This window comes from Pseudoalteromonas sp. TAE56, from assembly GCF_000497955.1.
Taxonomy (GTDB): Bacteria; Pseudomonadota; Gammaproteobacteria; order Enterobacterales; family Alteromonadaceae; genus Pseudoalteromonas.
In genome coordinates this window covers 1-18,641 of record NZ_AUTN01000092.1, presented here as the reverse complement: position 1 = coordinate 18,641, position 18,641 = coordinate 1, and the positions used below count along the sequence as shown (strand labels likewise).

17 protein-coding genes are annotated in these 18,641 nt (G+C 40.9%); 3 read left to right on the top strand and 14 right to left on the bottom strand.

The genetic code is table 11. From position 1 onward, the window contains the following. Positions 1-45: 45 nt before the first annotated feature. The 13 genes from lpxA to rpsB all read right to left on the bottom strand — a co-directional run bounded on the left by lpxA (position 46) and on the right by rpsB (position 12,867). Entirely contained in the window at positions 46-816 is a 771-nt protein-coding gene (gene lpxA / locus L656_RS0109750; protein WP_007580998.1) for an acyl-ACP--UDP-N-acetylglucosamine O-acyltransferase, read from the bottom strand. 2 nt (positions 817-818) lie between these two features. Beyond that, on the bottom strand, positions 819-1,271 hold the full coding sequence (fabZ, locus tag L656_RS0109745; protein ID WP_024599065.1) for a 3-hydroxyacyl-ACP dehydratase FabZ: 453 nt from the start codon (positions 1,269-1,271) through the stop codon (positions 819-821). Between the two features lie 26 nt (positions 1,272-1,297). Beyond that, a complete protein-coding gene (lpxD, locus tag L656_RS0109740; protein WP_024599064.1) occupies positions 1,298-2,320 on the bottom strand; it encodes a UDP-3-O-(3-hydroxymyristoyl)glucosamine N-acyltransferase in 1,023 nt (340 codons plus the stop codon). 7 nt (positions 2,321-2,327) lie between these two features. Then, a complete protein-coding gene (locus L656_RS0109735; RefSeq protein ID WP_007580993.1) occupies positions 2,328-2,846 on the bottom strand; it encodes an OmpH family outer membrane protein in 519 nt (172 codons plus the stop codon). An 11-nt stretch (positions 2,847-2,857) separates the two neighbouring features. Further along, the gene (gene bamA / locus L656_RS0109730; protein WP_024599063.1) at positions 2,858-5,329 is read right to left on the bottom strand and encodes an outer membrane protein assembly factor BamA; all 2,472 of its coding nucleotides are present in this window, start codon (positions 5,327-5,329) and stop codon (positions 2,858-2,860) included. Between the two features lie 96 nt (positions 5,330-5,425). Then, positions 5,426-6,778 (bottom strand): sigma E protease regulator RseP, encoded by a 1,353-nt coding sequence (gene rseP, locus L656_RS0109725; RefSeq protein WP_024599062.1) that lies wholly within the window; start codon positions 6,776-6,778, stop codon positions 5,426-5,428. Between the two features lies 1 nt (position 6,779). Then, complete coding sequence (gene ispC, locus L656_RS0109720) at positions 6,780-7,985, bottom strand: 1-deoxy-D-xylulose-5-phosphate reductoisomerase (protein WP_024599061.1); 1,206 nt, start codon at positions 7,983-7,985, stop codon at positions 6,780-6,782. Beyond that, positions 7,982-8,848 carry a phosphatidate cytidylyltransferase gene (locus L656_RS0109715; RefSeq protein WP_024599060.1) on the bottom strand — a complete coding sequence of 289 codons (867 nt, stop codon included), beginning with the start codon at positions 8,846-8,848 and terminating at the stop codon, positions 7,982-7,984. The genes ispC and L656_RS0109715 overlap by 4 nt, the downstream gene beginning before the upstream one ends. 19 nt (positions 8,849-8,867) lie before the next feature. Further along, positions 8,868-9,647: an isoprenyl transferase gene (locus tag L656_RS0109710; protein WP_024599059.1), complete on the bottom strand. Its 780-nt coding sequence runs from the start codon at positions 9,645-9,647 to the stop codon at positions 8,868-8,870. A gap of 58 nt (positions 9,648-9,705) precedes the next feature. Then, positions 9,706-10,227, bottom strand: a complete 522-nt coding sequence (gene frr, locus L656_RS0109705; RefSeq protein ID WP_206006177.1) for a ribosome recycling factor — start codon at positions 10,225-10,227, stop codon at positions 9,706-9,708. Positions 10,228-10,276: 49 nt separating this feature from the next. After that, the gene (gene pyrH, locus L656_RS0109700; protein WP_024596498.1) at positions 10,277-11,026 is read right to left on the bottom strand and encodes a UMP kinase; all 750 of its coding nucleotides are present in this window, start codon (positions 11,024-11,026) and stop codon (positions 10,277-10,279) included. A 157-nt stretch (positions 11,027-11,183) separates the two neighbouring features. Continuing rightward, the gene (gene tsf, locus L656_RS0109695) at positions 11,184-12,035 is read right to left on the bottom strand and encodes a translation elongation factor Ts (RefSeq protein ID WP_008168613.1); all 852 of its coding nucleotides are present in this window, start codon (positions 12,033-12,035) and stop codon (positions 11,184-11,186) included. A 103-nt stretch (positions 12,036-12,138) separates the two neighbouring features. Continuing rightward, positions 12,139-12,867: a 30S ribosomal protein S2 gene (gene rpsB, locus L656_RS0109690; RefSeq protein ID WP_024599057.1), complete on the bottom strand. Its 729-nt coding sequence runs from the start codon at positions 12,865-12,867 to the stop codon at positions 12,139-12,141. Positions 12,868-13,138: 271 nt separating this feature from the next. Between rpsB and map the strand changes: the two genes are divergently transcribed. Genes map through dapD form a run of 3 tightly spaced genes read left to right on the top strand, consistent with a single transcriptional unit; the run spans position 13,139 to position 17,410 of the window. Then, a complete protein-coding gene (gene map / locus L656_RS0109685) occupies positions 13,139-13,924 on the top strand; it encodes a type I methionyl aminopeptidase (RefSeq protein WP_024599056.1) in 786 nt (261 codons plus the stop codon). A gap of 30 nt (positions 13,925-13,954) precedes the next feature. After that, positions 13,955-16,573, top strand: coding sequence for a [protein-PII] uridylyltransferase (gene glnD / locus L656_RS0109680; RefSeq protein WP_024599055.1), 2,619 nt, complete (start codon positions 13,955-13,957; stop codon positions 16,571-16,573). 9 nt (positions 16,574-16,582) lie between these two features. After that, a complete protein-coding gene (gene dapD / locus L656_RS0109675) occupies positions 16,583-17,410 on the top strand; it encodes a 2,3,4,5-tetrahydropyridine-2,6-dicarboxylate N-succinyltransferase (RefSeq protein WP_002958324.1) in 828 nt (275 codons plus the stop codon). Positions 17,411-17,450: 40 nt separating this feature from the next. Here the strand turns inward: dapD and L656_RS0109670 are convergent, their stop codons facing one another. Then, positions 17,451-18,437, bottom strand: coding sequence for an IS110 family transposase (locus L656_RS0109670; protein WP_024599051.1), 987 nt, complete (start codon positions 18,435-18,437; stop codon positions 17,451-17,453). Positions 18,438-18,641 lie beyond the last annotated feature (204 nt).

Genomic DNA, 18,641 nt, shown 5'->3' with positions numbered 1-18,641 from the left:
TATCACCTAGGGTGGTTTTTTTAATACTTAAAGCAAAGCCTGCAATTATCTTACGATGCCACGCTCTGAGTTTTTAACAAAGTCGACCATCAATTTCACCGCAGGATACTTTGCGGCATCCTCACTAAGCGACTCAATAGCTTCTTCTGCACCTAAGCTTTTACGATAAAATGCTTTGTAAGCACGGCGTACTGCCATTATTTCATCACTTTCAAAGCCACGGCGCTTCATACCTTCTTTATTGATAGCTGCAGGACCCGCTGGCATACCAATGGTAGTAACAAATGGTGGTACATCTTTGTTAACACCTGAATACATACCAATAAAGGCATGTGCACCAATTTTACAAAACTGATGAACACCCGAATTACCACCAAGGATAACCCAGTCACCAACATGTACATGGCCGGCTACACTTGCGTTGTTAGCAAAAATTACGTTATCGCCAATTACCGCGTCATGTGCAACATGGGTATAAGCCATAAACAAATTATTACTGCCAATTTTAGTAACGCCTTGGTCTTGAATCGTTCCACGGTGAATTGTGGCACATTCACGGATAACGTTGTTATCACCCATGATCAATGTAGTTGGCTCGTTATTGTATTTTTTGTCTTGGCAGGCTTCGCCTACAGACGCAAATTGAAAAATATGATTTCCAGAGCCAATAGTTGACGGCCCTTTAACAACAACGTGAGACTCAATAATACAGTTATCACCGATAACAACATCATTGCCAATATAACTATACGGACCAACAGAGACATTGTTGCCTAGTTTAGCGCCAGGTTCGATTATTGCTGTAGAATGGATCACTATTAAAACTCTCTTCTAGCACACATAATTTCGGCACTACATACTACTTTGCCGTCGACTTTTGCTTCTGCAGAAAACTTCCAAATGTTGCGACGTTCTTTTAAAAACTCAACATGAAGATGCATTGTATCGCCTGGTATTACGGGTTGCTTAAAGCGCGCATTATCAACAGCTGCAAATAAATAAAGCTCATTTTCGCTGCGATTTTCAACCGTTTTGAAACCCAGCAAACCCGTTGCTTGTGCCATCGCTTCTAAAATTAACACACCCGGAAAGATGGGCTGGTTTGGAAAGTGCCCAGTGAAAATAGGTTCGTTTATAGAAACATTTTTAATAGCATGTAACGATTTACCTGGAGTAAAATCGATAACACGATCAATTAGTAGCATCGGGTAACGATGCGGTAATAAAGCTAAAATTTCTTGAATATCAAGGCTATTTAATTCGTTTGCCAAAATAGCATCCTTATTAGTGTTCAATATTATGACTTAGCCAATGCTTCAAGCGCTTTAAGACGAGACTTCATATCTGAAAGGTTACGCAAGTGAGCAATAGTTTTACGCCATTCTTTGTTTGTTGTATGGGGCATACCAGATGAGTAAATACCTGGTTCGGTGATTGATTTTGTCACCATACTCATACCGGTAATTATAACACCATCACATACAGACATGTGACCATTAATTGCAACCATGCCACCAATTTGACAGTTCTTGCCAATGGTAACGCTTCCTGCAAGAACAGTGCAGCCCGCAATTGCGGTGCCTGAATTAACTTCAACGTTGTGCGCTATTTGACACTGATTATCGATAATAACATTGCTATGAATGATGGTATTGTCCAGTGCACCACGATCAATTGTCGTACTAGCACCGATTTCAACTTTGTTGCCTATGATCACTGAACCAAGCTGAGGTATTTTAATCCACTGCCCGCGCTCATTTGCATAGCCAAATCCATCACTACCTACAACACTATTTGCTTGAAACAAACAATCTGAACCAATTTCAACATCGTGATAAATAGTCACACTAGGCCAAAGCTTAGTGCCTGAACCTATTTTAACACGTTCCCCGATAAAACTGTTCGGACCAATTTGCGCGTTGTCACCTATCACTGCATCAGCTTCAATGACTGCGTTAGCACCAATAGCGGCGCTATCACTAACAATCGCTGTTGAATGAACAGTTGCACTTGGATGAATACCCGTCGAGGCTGAGCGTGGTGTAGTATCCATAAATTGCGCTAATTTTGCGTAACTTACATACGGATTAGCAACAATAACTTTGCTACCACTAAAGTACTCTGCATCAGCTTGGCTGACTATTACAGCGCTGGCTTGAGTAGTCTCAAGTTGCGAGCGATATTTTGAGTTGGCTAAAAATGCAATATGCCCAGAATGGGCATTTGCAAGTGTCGCTATTTTTTTTATTTCTAAAGCGCCATCACCCTGAAGTTCGGCGCCTAGAAGTTCCGCAATTTGCGAAAGCGTATAATTTTGCATAGAGTGATTATTTCTTACTAACAGCGGCTACAACTTTAGATGAAAGATCAGTCACTTCTTTAGGGTTAAAGTAAATAGTAGTGTCTTTTACTTTAACTTCGTCGAAGTCGCCGTCTTTAGCAATCTCTTCAATTGTTTTGATGATTACACCTTGAACTTTAGCAAGCTCTTGGTTTTGACGCGCTTTTATTTCTTGCTCTAAAGGGCGACCCTGTTCAGCAAGATTTTTTTGCATGCCTTGAATTTTTTCACGCAGAGTATCTTTTTGAGCTTGGCTCATAGTGGTACTTTCACGTTTAAATTTTTCAGCTTCAAAACGAATATCGCCTTGTAACTTTTCAAGCTCTTGACGACGTTCAGCAAACTCAGTTTGTAAAGACTGTTCAATTTTAGCCATTTGAGGAATTTGCTTGTAGATTTCCTGCATATCAACAATACCTACTTTGTGTGCAAATGCATTCACAGAAGTACCCATCATTAAAGTTGCTAAAACTGCTACAGCTGTTGATTTAAATAATTTTTTCACAAAAAACTCCTTTAGAAAGTGTTACTAATGTTAAAGCTGATGGTTTTCGTATCGTCATCTTCTTCTTTTTGCAATGGATACGCAAAACTGATCAGCATTGGACCCATTGGAGAGATCCATTGTAATGAAAGACCGGTTGAAACCCTAAAGCGCATTGGGTCTGAATAGTCATCTAACTTAGCACGTTCATCAACGCCTAAGTTTTGATAGCGGTCTACGTTAAACTCAGTATCCCATACGTTTGCAGCATCAACAAAGAAGCTAGTTCGTACAGAGCTGGTATTTTCTTCATCTAAGAATGGCGTAGGAACAATTAGCTCCATACCTGCCACTGCTTTAGCATTACCACCAATACGGCCTTGTGGCACTAGAATATCAAATTCTGATGCGCCACCAATGCTACCGGTTGTAGTACCGTCTGCACCTGGCGTACCCGGAATAGACTGCGGTATACGTGATACAGCACGTGGTAATATTGTATTACGGTCAAAGCCACGAAGTTCCATTTCAGTTATACGGAAGTACTCTTGGAATGGAAGTGTTTGCTCATACCCGTTTGTAGAACCATAACCATTACCATAACCAAGTGCTGCACGCGTTGAGAATACCCAACGGTGGTCATTTGATATAGGCCAGTAAAAACGCGAATCGTAATTCAGTTTAAAGTACTGAAGATCTGAGTTAGGCGTTGTTGCTGTTAAGTTTAGAGTTTGACGCGAACCCGCTGTTGGGAATAAACCACGGTTAACGGTAATACGCGACCAACCTACACTCAGCTCGTACTTAGTAAAATCAAAGCCTGCATCTGGGTTATCTGGATCTAAGAATGTTTCACGAAGTACACGCGTTTGCTCGTACTCTGCAATATCCGAAAGCTCTTCTTTAATCCAACGAGCGCCAAAGTTAACACGATTTACAGCATCAATTGGAAAACCAATATTTGTGCCTAAACCATAACTTTTCGATTTATATTCAACAAGACTAAATTTACTTGCATCGTAGTTTCTGTAAAAGATGCTACTGCCTTGCGATACACCATCTGGCGTAAAGTACGGGTCTGTGTACGATAAGCTTAAGCTTTCAGAACCTGTAGACGTATTAAGGTTTAAACCAATTTGGTTACCTGTGCCTAAAAAGTTAGATTCTGTTACACCAATATTAAACTGCAGACCTAAGTAAGAGCCATAAGCAAGACCAGCATTAAAGCTACCTGCTGATTGCTCTTTTACAGTAAAGTCTACGTCAACTTGGTCATCCACACCCGGTACAGGCACTACGTTAAAATCAACAGTTTCCATGTAAGGTAAACGTTGAATTTGCAGTTTTGAACGCTCAAGGTTTTGATTAGATAACCATGCGCCTTCAAGTTGCGTCATTTCACGACGAAGTACTTCATCAGCCGTATTTTGGTTACCGCCAACAATAATACGACGAACGTATACACGCTTACCTGGATTAACCGATAGTGTTAATTGCACTTCTTGGTTTTCGTCGTCAATTTCTGGAATTGTACGAACTTCAGCATTAGCATAACCAAAACGTGCTAAGTAGCTTTTAATAAACTCTTCAGATGAAGTAACTACAGAGCCGTTATAAAGCTCACCCGCTCTAAGGGGGATAACACTTTTAATTAAGTCTTCACGGCCAAGCAAGTCACCAATAAAGTCAAAACCTTTAACTTTATATTTTACGCCCTCAGTTAAGTTAGCTGTAACGTAAACTGATTCACGTTCAGGACTCACTGAAACTTGCGTTGAGTCGATATTAAAACGTAGGTAACCACGGTCTAAATAATAACTACGAATTTTTTCTAAATCGCCTTCAATGGTTTGCTTTTGGTAGCGGTCGCTACCCATAAACTGCCACCAAGGTAAATCTTGCTGCGATTCAGCAAGCTTAAGAAGCTCTTCATTAGAAAAAAGTTCATTACCCACTAAGTTAATTTGGCGGATAGAAGCAGCATCACCTTCATCAAACTCTAACTTAAGTTTAACGCGGTTACGTGGCAGCTTAGTAATACTGATGTCTACTTTAGCGTTGTATTTACCAATACTGTGGAAAAACTCAACTAAGCCTTTTTCGATACTATCGATAACGGTTTTATCAAGTGGTTCACCTTGGCGAATATCTTGCTGATCAAGAGACTCATTAAGCTGCTCGTCTTTAATGTCTTTATTGCCTTCAAACTCAATAAAGCTGATGGTAGGACGTTCCGTTACTTTAAAAATAACGTTGTTGCCATCACGAAGTGCTTTTATGTTATCAAAGTGCCCTGAACGATAAAGTGACTTTATTGTTTTTGAAATCGTATAGTCATCAACATTATCGCCTACGTTAATAGGAATATGTGTTAGCGCTGCACCAAGTGCTACGCGCTGCAAACCTTCAACTTTTAGGTCTTCAACAATAAAGGAGTTTTGGCCTAGGGCTGCAAAACTTGCACCCAATAAACTTGTTATTGCCAAATGTTTTTTTATAGCCATTTTATTATCTTTATCCTTTACAACTGTATTACCGCATAACACCTTACTAGTGGTGCTTTACAATCGTGTTCTAATTAGTAATTTGCCACGCTGTAACTACAAACGCGATACATCATTGAACAAAGCGAAACATGTTAGAAAAATGAGCAACAAGGCACCCACTTTAAAACCAAACTCTTGTGTCTTTTCAGAGACCGGCTTTTTACGAAAAAGTTCAATTATGTAATACATTAAGTGTCCACCATCAAGCACTGGTAAGGGTAATAAATTAAATACACCCAAGTTAACGCTTATTAAAGCTAGAAAGCTTAAAAAGGCCACTAACCCATAGCTTACGCTAGTTCCAGCGCCGACTGCAATGCCCACAGGACCACTTAAATTTTTAACCGAAACCTGGCCTGTAATTAAATTACCAATCATGTCAAAACTGAGAGTAATTAAGCGCCACGTTTCTTTTGTGCCTCGCACGATACTATCGAGCGGGCCGTAATGTCTAGTCTCTACATAACCATCAGGCCATTGCTGAACAACGGGAGCAACACCTAAAAAGCCTTGCTCAATACCGTTATTATCTATGCGCCCTTTAGGGGTAACTGTAATGGCTTGTATAGTATCTTGTCTTTTTACACTAAATTGTAAAGATTTGTTAGCTGATTGCGTAATAAGATTAACTAATTGCTGCCAATTGCTTATTGTTTCACCGTTTACAGCTAAAATTGTGTCGTTAACTTGTAAATTAGCGTGTTCTGCGGCTGAGTCTTTAGTTACGGCGGCTATTGTTAAAGTTGCCTGAGGTCTAAATGGCACAATACCCAACGAACTTAGTGGTGGTACGTCTCGCTGATCAAGCTTCCACCCCTCTAAATTAAGCGTTTTAACACGTGGTTGCAGGTTTTTATCACGAACAATAACTTCAACGCTTTCTTCGCCTAAGTTAGACATAAGCGCAAACGTGGCATCTTGCCATGTCGTTATGTCATCATCACCAATTTTTATAATATGTTGAGAAGGCATAATGCCTGCCTGCTCTGCGCGACTGCCTTCGGTTATGCTGCCAACAACCGGCTTTACCGACTGCACACCTACCATATACATCACCGCAAGAGCAAAAATGGCAAACAAAAAGTTAGCCATTGGTCCCGCAGCAACAATAGCAATACGGGCTTGTACAGATTTAGCGTTAAACGACAAGTGGCGTTGATTTGCTGGTACGTCATCAACTCGCTCATCAAGCATTTTTACATATCCGCCTAATGGAATAGCGGCAATCACGTATTCGGTATTATATTTGTCATGCCATTTTAACAGTGGCTTACCAAAACCAATTGAAAAACGCAGCACTTTAACGCCCATTTTTCGTGCAACCCAAAAATGGCCATATTCATGTATGGCCACTAAAATACCAAGCGCTAAAATAAACGAGCCAAGATTCCAAAAAAAATCAAACATATTAATGCGCCACTTTTGTTATAAATTCTGAAGCGCTAATACGCGCTAATTTATCACACTCTAAAATTTCATCTAGGCTTTGCACATTGGTGTAAGTTGCAGCTTCTAGCGTCTGTGCATTTATTTTGTATATATCGGTAAAACCAATTTTACCGCTTAAGAACGCGCCCACAGCTATTTCATTTGCTGCGTTAACCGTTGTTGTTGCGCCCTGCCCTGCACTACACGCATCAATCGCTAATTGTAAATTTGGGTAACGAGAAAAATCAGGTTTAGTAAACGAAAAATCACAAATATCAGAGAAGTTTAACGGTTTAACACCCGCACTAATTCGCTCAGGATATGCAAGTGCATGGGCAATTGGAGTGCGCATATCGGGGTTACCCATTTGCGCTAAAATAGAACCATCGTGGTACTGCACCATTGAATGAATAATACTTTGCGGATGAATAACCACATCAATATCACTCGCATCACAATTAAATAACCACTTAGCTTCAATAAACTCTAAGCCTTTATTCATCATAGTTGCGGAATCTACTGATATTTTTTGACCCATCGACCAATTAGGGTGCGCTACAGCTTCACTCACGGTTACATCTTTTAATGTGTTTATATCGCGCGTTAAAAATGGGCCACCAGAGCCGGTAAGCAAAATTTTACTTACGCCATGTTGCTGTAGTTTTTGATCGCCTTTGGCATTTTGTAACGAAGAAGGTAGGCATTGAAAAATTGCATTATGTTCGCTGTCTATTGGCAGCAAAGTGGCTTTATGTTGTTTAACTTTGTCAATAAACAACTGGCCCGACATAACTAAAGATTCTTTATTAGCAAGCAGTACTTTTTTACCTGCTTCAACAGCACTTAATGTTGGCAGTAAGCCAGCTGCACCTACAATTGCCGACATTACAATGTCAACATCAGGGTGAGCGCATAAATCGCTCATTGCTTGCTCACCGTGCATAACAAGAGTTTGGCACTGGGTATTAGCTAAATAAGCAGATAACTGCTCTGCGGCCTGCTGGTTAGCCATAATTGCATAAAGCGGCTCATGTTCAATACACAACTCCGCCATTTTTTTTGCATTTTGTCCTGCAGCCAAAACAAAAACATCAAATAACTCTTTATTGCGCGATACAACATCAAGTGTACTTAAACCAATTGAGCCTGTTGCGCCTAAAATAACCAGCAATTGCTTTTGGCTCATAAACTAAGAGTCCACGCATAGCACATAACAAACATTGGAGCAGCAGCCGTTAGACTGTCAATTCTATCTAAAATACCGCCGTGCCCTGGTAAGCATCGACCGCTATCTTTTAAACCGGCTTCGCGTTTAAACATGCTTTCCAGTAAATCACCTACCGCAGAAAACAAAGCAATAAATGCTGTCATTATCGCGTACACAGGCCATACAACTAAATCAACATCGGTAAAGTGGCAAAATGCTAGTACAAAAATAATAGAAGCAACTACACCGCCTGCTAACCCTTCAATTGTTTTATTAGGGCTTACTTTAGGCATTAATTTATGTTTACCAAAACTCTTGCCTGTAAAGTAAGCACCCACATCTGCGCTCCATACAATACCAAGTACGACTAAAATTAGTACTGAACCAAAATGAGTTGATTCAACGTACTGCGCACTGCGTAATGTATTTAGTGCAAGCCATAACGGTACAAGCGTTAATAAACCTGCAATGCCGCGCATAACTAAGCCTTCATTCCACGCCTTAGCCATTTCTGGGTAGCGCCAAATTAAATAGCTAGCAACAATCCACCAAGCAAACGAAAGCGTAAATAAATAATTTGCATCACCTACTAGCTTGCCATTTTCCCATAATGATTCAATAGGCCAATGTAAATTAAGCAGGCCAAGTAAGGCTGCAATCAACACAACAAAGGCGCCACGTTTGAGCTTGTTACATAAGCCCATAAATGCAGACCATTCCCATGCGCCTAATAATACGATTGCACCAGCAAAGTAACTAAATAACGTAAGCGGTGTATAAAAAACCAAAGCCAATGCTGATGGTGCAAGCACAAGTGAGGTTAAAATTCGTTGTTTTAACAAAATGTGACCCTTATTCTATTTAGGTTTGAGCGAGTAATTGTTTTATTTGTTCGCCCGTACAACCAAAACGTCGCTCTCTGGCAACGTAACACGCAATGGCCTCAGCAAATGCTGCTTCATTAAAATCAGGCCAAAGTGTCTCGGTAAAGTAAAGTTCTGCATAAGCAACTTGCCATAGTAAAAAATTACTAATACGAACATCGCCACCAGTGCGAATAAGCAAATCAGGTTCTGCCTGATCTGCCATGCTCATATGCTGTGCTAAGCGCTCTTCTGTAATATCTTCTGCGTTGAGTGTGCCCTGCGCAACTTGCAAAGCAAGTTGTTTAGCCGCATTGGCAACATCCCAACGACCACCATAATTGGCTGCAACATTTAAACACAGCCCGGTGTTATTTTCAGTCAGCTTATGCGCAGCGTCTACCTTGCTACGTAATCCTTCAGAAAATCGTGATAAGTCTCCAATAATGGTCAGTTTTACATTGTTTTTATGAAGCTTTTTAACTTCCTTTGTTAAAACAAATAAGAAAAGCTCCATTAAAGTGTTTACTTCGTCTTCAGGGCGGCGCCAGTTTTCACTACTAAAAGCAAATAAGGTTAACGATTGTATCCCTAATTTAGTACAAAACTGAACAGATTGACGAACTGCGTCTACGCCTTTTTTATGCCCATACACACGAGGTCTATTTCTAGCTTGCGCCCAACGTCCGTTCCCATCCATGATGATAGCAACATGTTTGGGTAAACATTGCTGTGAAATTGTGTCAGCATCTAGAACCATAAATATCGAGTATTCCATAAAAAAACGCCGCCTAGTATACCCTAGACGGCGTTTCAAAACTAATAATTTTAGTTGCTTAGATTTCCATCAATTCTGTTTCTTTAGCAGCTAATAAAGTATCCATTTCTTTAATAAACTTATCAGTAAGCTTTTGAATCGCATCATCTGATTGACGCGCTTCATCTTCAGATATGTCTTTATCTTTTAATAAACCCTTTACATCGCCATTAGCATCACGACGAATGTTACGAATAGCAACACGACCGCCTTCAACTTCAGCGCGTACAATTTTGATTAGGTCTTTACGACGTTCTTCTGTAAGTGGAGGAAGTGGTACACGAATAACAGTTCCTGCCGACATAGGGTTTAAACCTAAATCAGACGCCATAATTGCTTTTTCAACAGCTTGCGCTAAAGACTTATCAAATACACCAATAGCCAGTGTACGAGAATCTTCAATTGTTACATTAGCAACTTGGTTTAAAGGCGTTGGTGCTCCGTAGTACGATACCATAATGCCATCTAAAATTGCAGGATGTGCACGGCCAGTACGAATTTTAGATAATTGGCTACCTAGTGCTGTTACACTTTTTTGCATACGCGCTTGCGCGTCTTTTTGAATATCGTTAATCACGGTGTAATCCTAATTATTTGATTATTTCATCTGAGGCTTGTGAAGAAATAAGTGTTCCTTCTTCTTCACCCATAATTACGCGTTTTAGCGCGCCTGATTTATTCATGTTAAATACGCTCAATGGCATATTGTGATCGCGGGCTAAAGTAAATGCCGCTAAATCCATAACTTTTAATTCTTTTTCAATGATTTCATTGTAGCTTAAATGGCTGTAAAGCGTTGCTTCTGGGTTTTTAACAGGATCATCACTGTATACGCCATCAACTTTAGTCGCTTTAATTACTGTATCTGCTTCAATTTCGATACCGCGTAAACATGCTGCAGAATCGGTAGTAAAAAATGGATTACCAGTACCCGCTGCAAAAATAACAACGCGGCCAGTTTTCAATAAACTAATTGCTTCAGCCCAGTTATAAGCGTCACATACACCATTAAGCGGAATAGCCGACATCAAACGACAATTTACAAATGCACGGTGTAGCGCATCACGCATTGCAAGGCCGTTCATAACCGTTGCAAGCATACCCATGTGATCGCCCACTACGCGATTCATACCTGCTTCTGCAAGTGACCCACCGCGTAAAAAGTTACCTCCACCAATAACTAAACCCACTTCTACGTCGAGCTCAACTAGCTCTTTAATTTCTTGTGCCATACGGTCTAAAACTTTAGGGTCGATGCCGAAGCCTTCGTCTCCCATTAAAGCTTCACCACTTAATTTGAGAAGAACACGTCTAAAAATAGGTTTGCGATTGATAGTCATAGTATTGGGGCCAACTTTTATTGAATTATGGATAAAAAATAACCGCGCTTATGTTAAACATAAAAGCGCGGTTATTTTAAAGAATTTCTAGCTGCGAAGCAAAACCAAATAGTACTTTAATTGCATCTAATTTCCTTTTGCTTCACAAATAGTAATCTTACTTAGCTTTAGCAGCAGCGATTTGAGCAGCAACTTCAGCAGCAAAATCTTCTTCTTTCTTCTCGATACCTTCACCAACTTCTACACGTACGAAGCTAGTAACTGTTGCGTTTTTCTCTTTAAGAATATCGCCAACAGATTTTTTAGGCTCCATGATGAAAGCTTGACCAGTAAGAGAAACCTCACCAGTGAATTTTTTCATACGGCCAACAACCATCTTCTCAGCGATTTCAGCAGGCTTGCCTTCATTCATCGCGATTTCGATTTGTACTTGCTTTTCTTTTTCAACAACGTCAGCAGGTACATCAGAAGGTGTTAGGTATTCAGGGCTAGATGCAGCAACGTGCATTGCAACGTGCTTAAGTGTTTCTTCATCAGCAACACCTGCAACAACAACACCGATACGATCGCCATGACGGTACTCAACTAGGTTTTCACCAGTTACGTACTGTAAACGACGTACATTGATGTTTTCGCCAATTTTAGTAACTAGCTCAACACGGTCTTCTTCAAACTTAGCTTGTAAGTCTTCGATAGAGATAGTGTCAGCAATTGCAGCGTCAGCAACTTTATTAGCAAATGCTAAGAAGCTTACGTCTTTTGCAACGAAATCTGTTTGACAGTTAACTTCTACTAGCACTGCAACACCAGCGTTTTGCTTGATGATGATAGTACCTTCAGCAGCAATGTTACCTGCTTTTTTAGCAGCTTTAGCAGCGCCACTTTTACGCATGTTTTCAATCGCTAACTCGATGTCGCCATCAGTCTCAGTTAACGCTTTTTTACAATCCATCATGCCAGCGCCTGTGCGCTCGCGTAATTCTTTAACTAGGGCAGTAGTTACAGCCATTAGTAAATCCTCAAATCTGAAATCAGGTTAGATAAGCGGGTTACCCGCTCGACAAGAATAGCAAGTCTTCACCTTAAAAAGATGAAGACTTGATGACAGCTAATTACTCAGCTTCAACGAAATCGTCTTTCTCAGCTTGAGCAACGATGTTATTCTCGCGACCTTCAGTAATAGCAGCTGCAACAGCGCTAGTGTAAAGGCTTACAGCACGGATAGCATCATCATTACCTGGAACGATGTAATCAACACCGTCTGGGTTAGAGTTAGTATCAACGATTGCAACAACAGGAATACCTAGGTTGTTTGCTTCACGGATAGCAATGTGCTCGTGGTCAGCATCGATAACGAAAAGCGCGTCTGGAAGACCGCCCATGTTTTTGATACCACCAAGGCTCTTTTCAAGCTTTTCCATTTCGCGGTTAAGCATTAACGTTTCTTTCTTAGTTAACTTCTCGAAAGTTCCGTCTTGGCTTTGTGCTTCAAGGTCTTTAAGACGCTTGATTGATTGACGTACAGTTTTCCAGTTAGTCAACATACCACCTAACCAACGGTGATTTACGAAGAACTGGTCGCTTTCTAAAGCAGCTGATTTAACTGCGTCGCTTGCTGCGCGCTTAGTACCAACGAAAAGAACTTTACCTTTGTTTGCTGCAGCACTTGATAAAAACTTAAGTGCGTCGTTGAACATTGGTACAGTTTGCTCAAGGTTGATGATATGTACACGGTTACGTGTGCCGAAGATGAAAGGCTTCATCTTAGGGTTCCAGTAACGTGCTTGGTGACCAAAGTGAACACCAGCTTGAAGCATATCGCGCATTGAAACGTTTGCCATTTTATAGATCCTCTATAGTTGTTTAGGGTTAGGCCTCCACATATCCCATAGCACCAACACCGAAGTAATTAAACTTCAAATGCACCCAAGTGTATGTGACGATACGTGTGTGTGTTAAAATAAAATTGTGTTTGCCTTAAATACAAAAAATCATTTAAGAATTTATTTGTAAAAAGACGGCGCGCTTTATACCATATTAAAATTAAATACTCAACGTCGCGTGCAAAATTTGTTCGGCGATAAATGTTAAAAACTCAACTTTGGAGCCTCAATGAGCGCTATTATCAAGACCCCTGAAGAAATAGAGAAAATGCGCGTAGCTGGGCGCTTAGCGGCCGATGTACTTGAAATGATCGGCCCTCATGTAGTGCCAGGTGTTACCACCGATGAGCTAAATACACTTTGTCATGATTATATTGTTAATGTGCAACAAGCAATCCCTGCTCCGTTAAATTATCATGGCTTTCCAAAATCAGTTTGTACGTCAGTTAATCATGTTATTTGTCACGGAATTCCAAATGACAAAGCATTAAAAGAAGGTGACAGCGTTAATATTGACGTAACGGTCATTAAAGATGGTTACCACGGCGATACATCTAAAATGTTCCACGTTGGTACACCAAATATTCAAGCTAAACGTCTTGCAGAAGTAACACAAGAAAGCCTATACCTTGCTATTAAAATGGTAAAACCAGGTGTGCGTTTAGGTGATATTGGTGAAGCAATTCAAAAATATGCAGAGAGCTTTAATTACTCAATTGTACGTGAGTATTGCGGCCACGGTATTGGCGCAGGATTTCATGAAGAACCACAAATAATGCATTACGGTAAAGCCGGTACTGGCGAAGCCTTAAAAGCAGGTATGTGTTTAACTATTGAACCTATGGTTAATGCGGGTAAACGCCAATGTAAGCTTCTTAAAGATGAGTGGACAGTAGTTACACGCGACCGTAGTTTGTCTGCACAGTGGGAACACACATTATTAGTGACTGAAAATGGTGTTGAAATTTTAACGCTACGATCAGATGATACAATCGACAGGATCATAGAACACTAATAATAAATAAGAAATTAGGAGCCAGCCCACGTGGCATTACCCAACAAAGTAAAAAAGTTGCTTAGCGATGCTGAGCAACTTAGTGATTATCGCGATTGTTCTAGCTATTTTTATAAATGGTTACATAACGAATTTTCTAAACAACCGGTTGGGAATTTAATTAATGCCCGGGCTGAGTTTATTGACCGCCTACTCATTAAGCTTTTTCATGTTTACGACTTAGCACGCGAACCTGATTTAGCATTAATAGCTGTGGGCGGGTACGGACGTGGCGAGCTACACCCCTACTCCGACATCGACTTTTTATTGCTTGTAACTAAACCGCCAAGCGAAGAAATATGCGAAAAAATAGGCCAGTTTGTTACCATGCTATGGGATCTCAACTTAGAGATTGGTCACAGCGTGCGCACGATAGAACAAGCCATTGAGCAAAAACGTGAAGACGTTACTTTTGCCACCAGCTTGCTCGAAAGTCGCCTTATTTTTGGTAACCACATTGAGTTTGAAAAACTCAAAATGCATATTCTTGAAACGCCAGTATGGCGCTCAGGCGAATTTTTTACTGCCAAAGTTCAAGAACAAAATTTACGCCACAGAAAGTGCCACGGCACCGCGTATAATCTTGAGCCAAACATTAAAGAAAACCCAGGTGGTCTGCGCGACTTACAAACCATTATTTGGGTGGCAAAAAAGCACTTTAGAACCGAAACCCTGCAAGAATTAATAAGCCACGGATACTTAACTCACGAAGAATTTCAAGAGCTTTCTGAGTGCCTAGAAAACCTATGGAACATTCGCTTTGCACTGCATTTAGCTGCAGGTCGAGCGGAAAACCGCTTATTGTTTGATCATCAACCGCTAGCCGCCGAAATTTTAGGTTTTGGTAGCGACGGCAAAGCCTCTGTTGAGCGTATGATGAAGCGCTTGTTTAGAATAATGAGCCGCGTGCGCGAACTTAACCAAATGCTACTTTCATACTTTGAGCAAAGTATAATGCCCGAAAGTAGTGCTGTGGTAGCAATAGAACTCGACAGAAACTTTGAGCAAGTAGGCCATCAAATACGCGTAAAAGATCCGTCGGTATTTTTTAGACGTGACCAACTCTTTGTATTGTTTGAGCACATAGCCGATAACCCAGCAATAACGCATATTTACCCAAGTACTATTCGTACTATTCGCCAAGTGCGCCGTCGTTTATTGGGTGACTTACAAGATTATGCAGCCTGTCGTGAAGCCTTTTTACGCCTTGTAAAACACCCTAACGGCATGGGCCGCGCATTTACGTTAATGCACAAGCACGGCATGCTTGCCGCGTACTTACCGCAGTGGCGTAATATATTTGGGCAAATGCAGTTTGATTTGTTTCACGCTTACACCGTAGATGAGCACACCCACAAATTAATCAAAAATATTTACGAATATTTTGATAAAACAGGCATTAGCGAGTTTCCGATTTGTAGTGAAATAGTCACTCGAATGGACAAACCAGAGTTACTTTATTTAGCCGGTATATTTCACGACATTGCTAAAGGCCGAGGTGGTGACCACTCAGAACTTGGCGCTGTTGATGCAATAGCATTTGCTAAATTACATGGTTTTGCGTCATCAGATGGAAAACTAATAGCATGGCTTGTTAGTAACCATTTACTTATGTCGGTTACCGCACAGCGTAAAGATATTAACGACCCTGCTGTAATAAAAGACTTCGCTACGCGCGTTAAAACAGAGCGCCAACTCGACTACTTATATTGTTTAACCGTTGCCGACATACGTGCAACCAACGACAACTTGTGGAACGATTGGAAAAACACCCTACTGCGTGAGCTATACTTACACACGCAACGCGCTTTGCGTCTAGGGCTCGAAAACCCAATGGATCAACGCGACCAAATTCGCGATAAAAAGCACCAAGCTAAACAACGCTTGATAAATCTGGGTTATGCCGAGGAAAAAATTGATTTAATTTGGAGCCGCTTTAAAGCTAACTACTTTACCGCCTTTAGCGAACAGCAAATATCATGGCAAAGTGAGCATTTATTAAGTAGCACAGACTTAAGCCAGCCAAGTGTTATTGTATCTAACAAAGCTATGCATGGTGGCACACAAGTATTTGTATACAGCCCCTACTCTGGCCCACTGTTTGCCCGATTAGTAAGTGTAATTGGCTCTAAAAAAGCACAAATACAACATGCGCAAGTACTGACCACTAAAGACGGTTACGTCTTGTTTAGCTTTGTAATACTTGAAGTAAGTGGTGACCCTATTGCAAGTGGTCGAGCACAATCAATTAAACGCGGGCTTGAGCAAGCACTGAGCGATCCACGTAAAAAGATTCGCTTTAAAAAGAGCCGCTCTCAACGTTTTAAAGATTTTAATATTAAACCTAAAATTGTGTTGCGCCCACATGCACGCAAAGACCGCAGCTTAATAGAAATTCAAGCTGTCGATATACAAGGTTTACTAACCAAAATAGCCGAAGTTTTCCAAGCGCATTTACTACACATTCACGCTGCCCGTATTACAACGGTAGGTGAACGTGCCGAGGATTTCTTTGTTGTATCAAATAACGAATACCAAGCGCTGACTGATGAAGAGCAAGCAAAAATTCATCAGGCATTACGTAAAAAATTCAACGCCGAAACAGAATAGAGGACACACATGTCAGATTTAAAAACGATGATCGAAAACGCATGGGATAACCGCGATAGCATTAGCCCAAGCACAGTATCAAGCGACGTAAAACAAGCTATTATCGACGCACTTGATTTACTTGATAGCGGCGCAGCACGCGTTGCTGAAAAAATATCAGGTGAATGGGTTGTACACCAGTGGCTTAAAAAAGCAGTGCTACTGTCGTTTCGTATTCGCGACAACCAACCAATGAACGACGGCGTAAACCAGTTTTACGACAAAGTACCGCTTAAATTTAGCGACTACACCCCAGAGCAGTTTCAGCAAGGCGGTATGCGCGTAGTACCAAACGCTGTAGCACGTAAAGGCAGCTTTGTAGGTAAAAATGTTGTACTTATGCCATCTTATGTAAATATTGGCGCATACGTTGACGATGGCACCATGGTTGATACATGGGCGACTGTAGGCTCGTGTGCACAGATTGGTAAGAACGTACATTTATCAGGTGGCGTAGGCATAGGCGGCGTTTTAGAGCCTCTACAAGCTAACCCAACCATCATTGAAGACAACTGCTTTATTGGCGCTCGTTCTGAAATTGTTGAAGGCGTAATTGTTGAAGAAGGCGCAGTTATTTCAATGGGTGTTTACATCAGCCAAAGTACCCGTATTTATGACCGCGAAACTGGCGAAATTCACTACGGCCGCGTACCTGCAGGCGCAGTAGTTGTACCAGGTGCACTGCCGTCAAAAGATGGCACTCACAGCCTTTATGCTGCAATCATCGTGAAAAAAGTAGATAAGCAAACACGTGAAAAAGTAGGCATCAACGCTCTACTACGCTCAATTGATGAGTAACACGTAGATACCATCTCTTCTAATCAGCCTCAAGCTTTCTTTAAATAGCTTGGGGCTGATATTCAGTTTGATTCTTCACAACACCAAAACAGATATGTGTCAGCTTTCTCATTGCAGCACCAATTGCCTGCATTTTTGTTTTACCTTGCTCCACTAATCGCTTATTTTGGGCTTTTATATCTGGATTATGTTGTACAGCTACTACAGCAGCCATATACAATTTAGCCCTTATATACCCAGGCCCTTCTTTGCTTAAGGTTGTTTTTCCAGCCCGTTTGCCTGACTCATTAAGCTTAGGTATTAAGCCTAAGTAACAAGCTAATTGCTTGGCATTTTTAAACTGTTTACATGCCATCAAGGACACCATCATACGTGATATTACCTCTCCAACACCTTTGATACTTTGAAGCAATTGGCGGTTCTTTTTTAATTGTGGGTGTCTATCAATATGCTCATCAATGTCATTTTTTAGCTTACCCATCTCAGTTTTTAGTACAGCTATCATATCTTCAATTGACTGAGTAACTCGAGTAGATGCACCTGAGAAACCAACAGCTTCATAACGATTTTCTTCGCGACGTAAGTCTTGCTCAAGTGCTTCAAGTCTACGCGTCATTACTTTTAACTCTCTCGCTTCAACAGGCTCAGGCTGCCAACTTAAAAGTGAGTGCTGTTGGTCATGACCATAACGAGCAAGCATTGTGGCGTCTGACTTGTCTGTCTTATGGACAAGCCCTAATGAACTTGCGTACTGTTTTGCTTTACCAGGATTTACATGTAATAAAATAAATCCTTGCTCATATAGGAAATACATCAGCGGCTCGCTATAAACACCTGTGGGCTCTGTTGTAATAACAATATCTTGTGCTTCTAAATTTGTATTCTTTATCAACCAGGCAACTAACTCTTGATAGCCCTTCGGGTTATTTTTAAAAATCTTCGTTTTCTTTTTACTTTTGACTACATCGCGTAGCCAGGAAATATCTAACTTTTCTTTACCCACATCAATGCCAATAAAAGCTTTCATCTCTATCTACTCCCCTTGTACATGCAGCGTCACCCTTAGTTGGGGCGCTAGGATACCATTCAGTTTAATGGAGGTTAGGAAGTCAGGGCTCAATCTACGTCACAGCATTTTCACACTCTGGTTGGGTACGAGCTCACTGTCTTCCGATGTGACAAGTGCTAGCTAAACACTCATCAAGAAGAGATACAAGGTTGGGTTGAGTGA

Coding starts and splice junctions, on each gene's coding strand:
- lpxD (WP_024599064.1), bottom strand. CDS start 2,320: ATGCAAAATTATACGCTTTCGCAAATTGCGGAACTTCTAGGCGCCGAA.
- bamA (WP_024599063.1), bottom strand. CDS start 5,329: ATGGCTATAAAAAAACATTTGGCAATAACAAGTTTATTGGGTGCAAGT.
- rseP (WP_024599062.1), bottom strand. CDS start 6,778: ATGTTTGATTTTTTTTGGAATCTTGGCTCGTTTATTTTAGCGCTTGGT.
- ispC (WP_024599061.1), bottom strand. CDS start 7,985: ATGAGCCAAAAGCAATTGCTGGTTATTTTAGGCGCAACAGGCTCAATT.
- L656_RS0109710 (WP_024599059.1), bottom strand. CDS start 9,647: ATGGAATACTCGATATTTATGGTTCTAGATGCTGACACAATTTCACAG.
- frr (WP_206006177.1), bottom strand. CDS start 10,227: ATGCAAAAAAGTGTAACAGCACTAGGTAGCCAATTATCTAAAATTCGT.
- pyrH (WP_024596498.1), bottom strand. CDS start 11,026: ATGACTATCAATCGCAAACCTATTTTTAGACGTGTTCTTCTCAAATTA.
- tsf (WP_008168613.1), bottom strand. CDS start 12,035: ATGGCTGTAACTACTGCCCTAGTTAAAGAATTACGCGAGCGCACAGGC.
- rpsB (WP_024599057.1), bottom strand. CDS start 12,867: ATGGCAAACGTTTCAATGCGCGATATGCTTCAAGCTGGTGTTCACTTT.
- map (WP_024599056.1), top strand. CDS start 13,139: ATGAGCGCTATTATCAAGACCCCTGAAGAAATAGAGAAAATGCGCGTA.
- dapD (WP_002958324.1), top strand. CDS start 16,583: ATGTCAGATTTAAAAACGATGATCGAAAACGCATGGGATAACCGCGAT.
- L656_RS0109670 (WP_024599051.1), bottom strand. CDS start 18,437: ATGAAAGCTTTTATTGGCATTGATGTGGGTAAAGAAAAGTTAGATATT.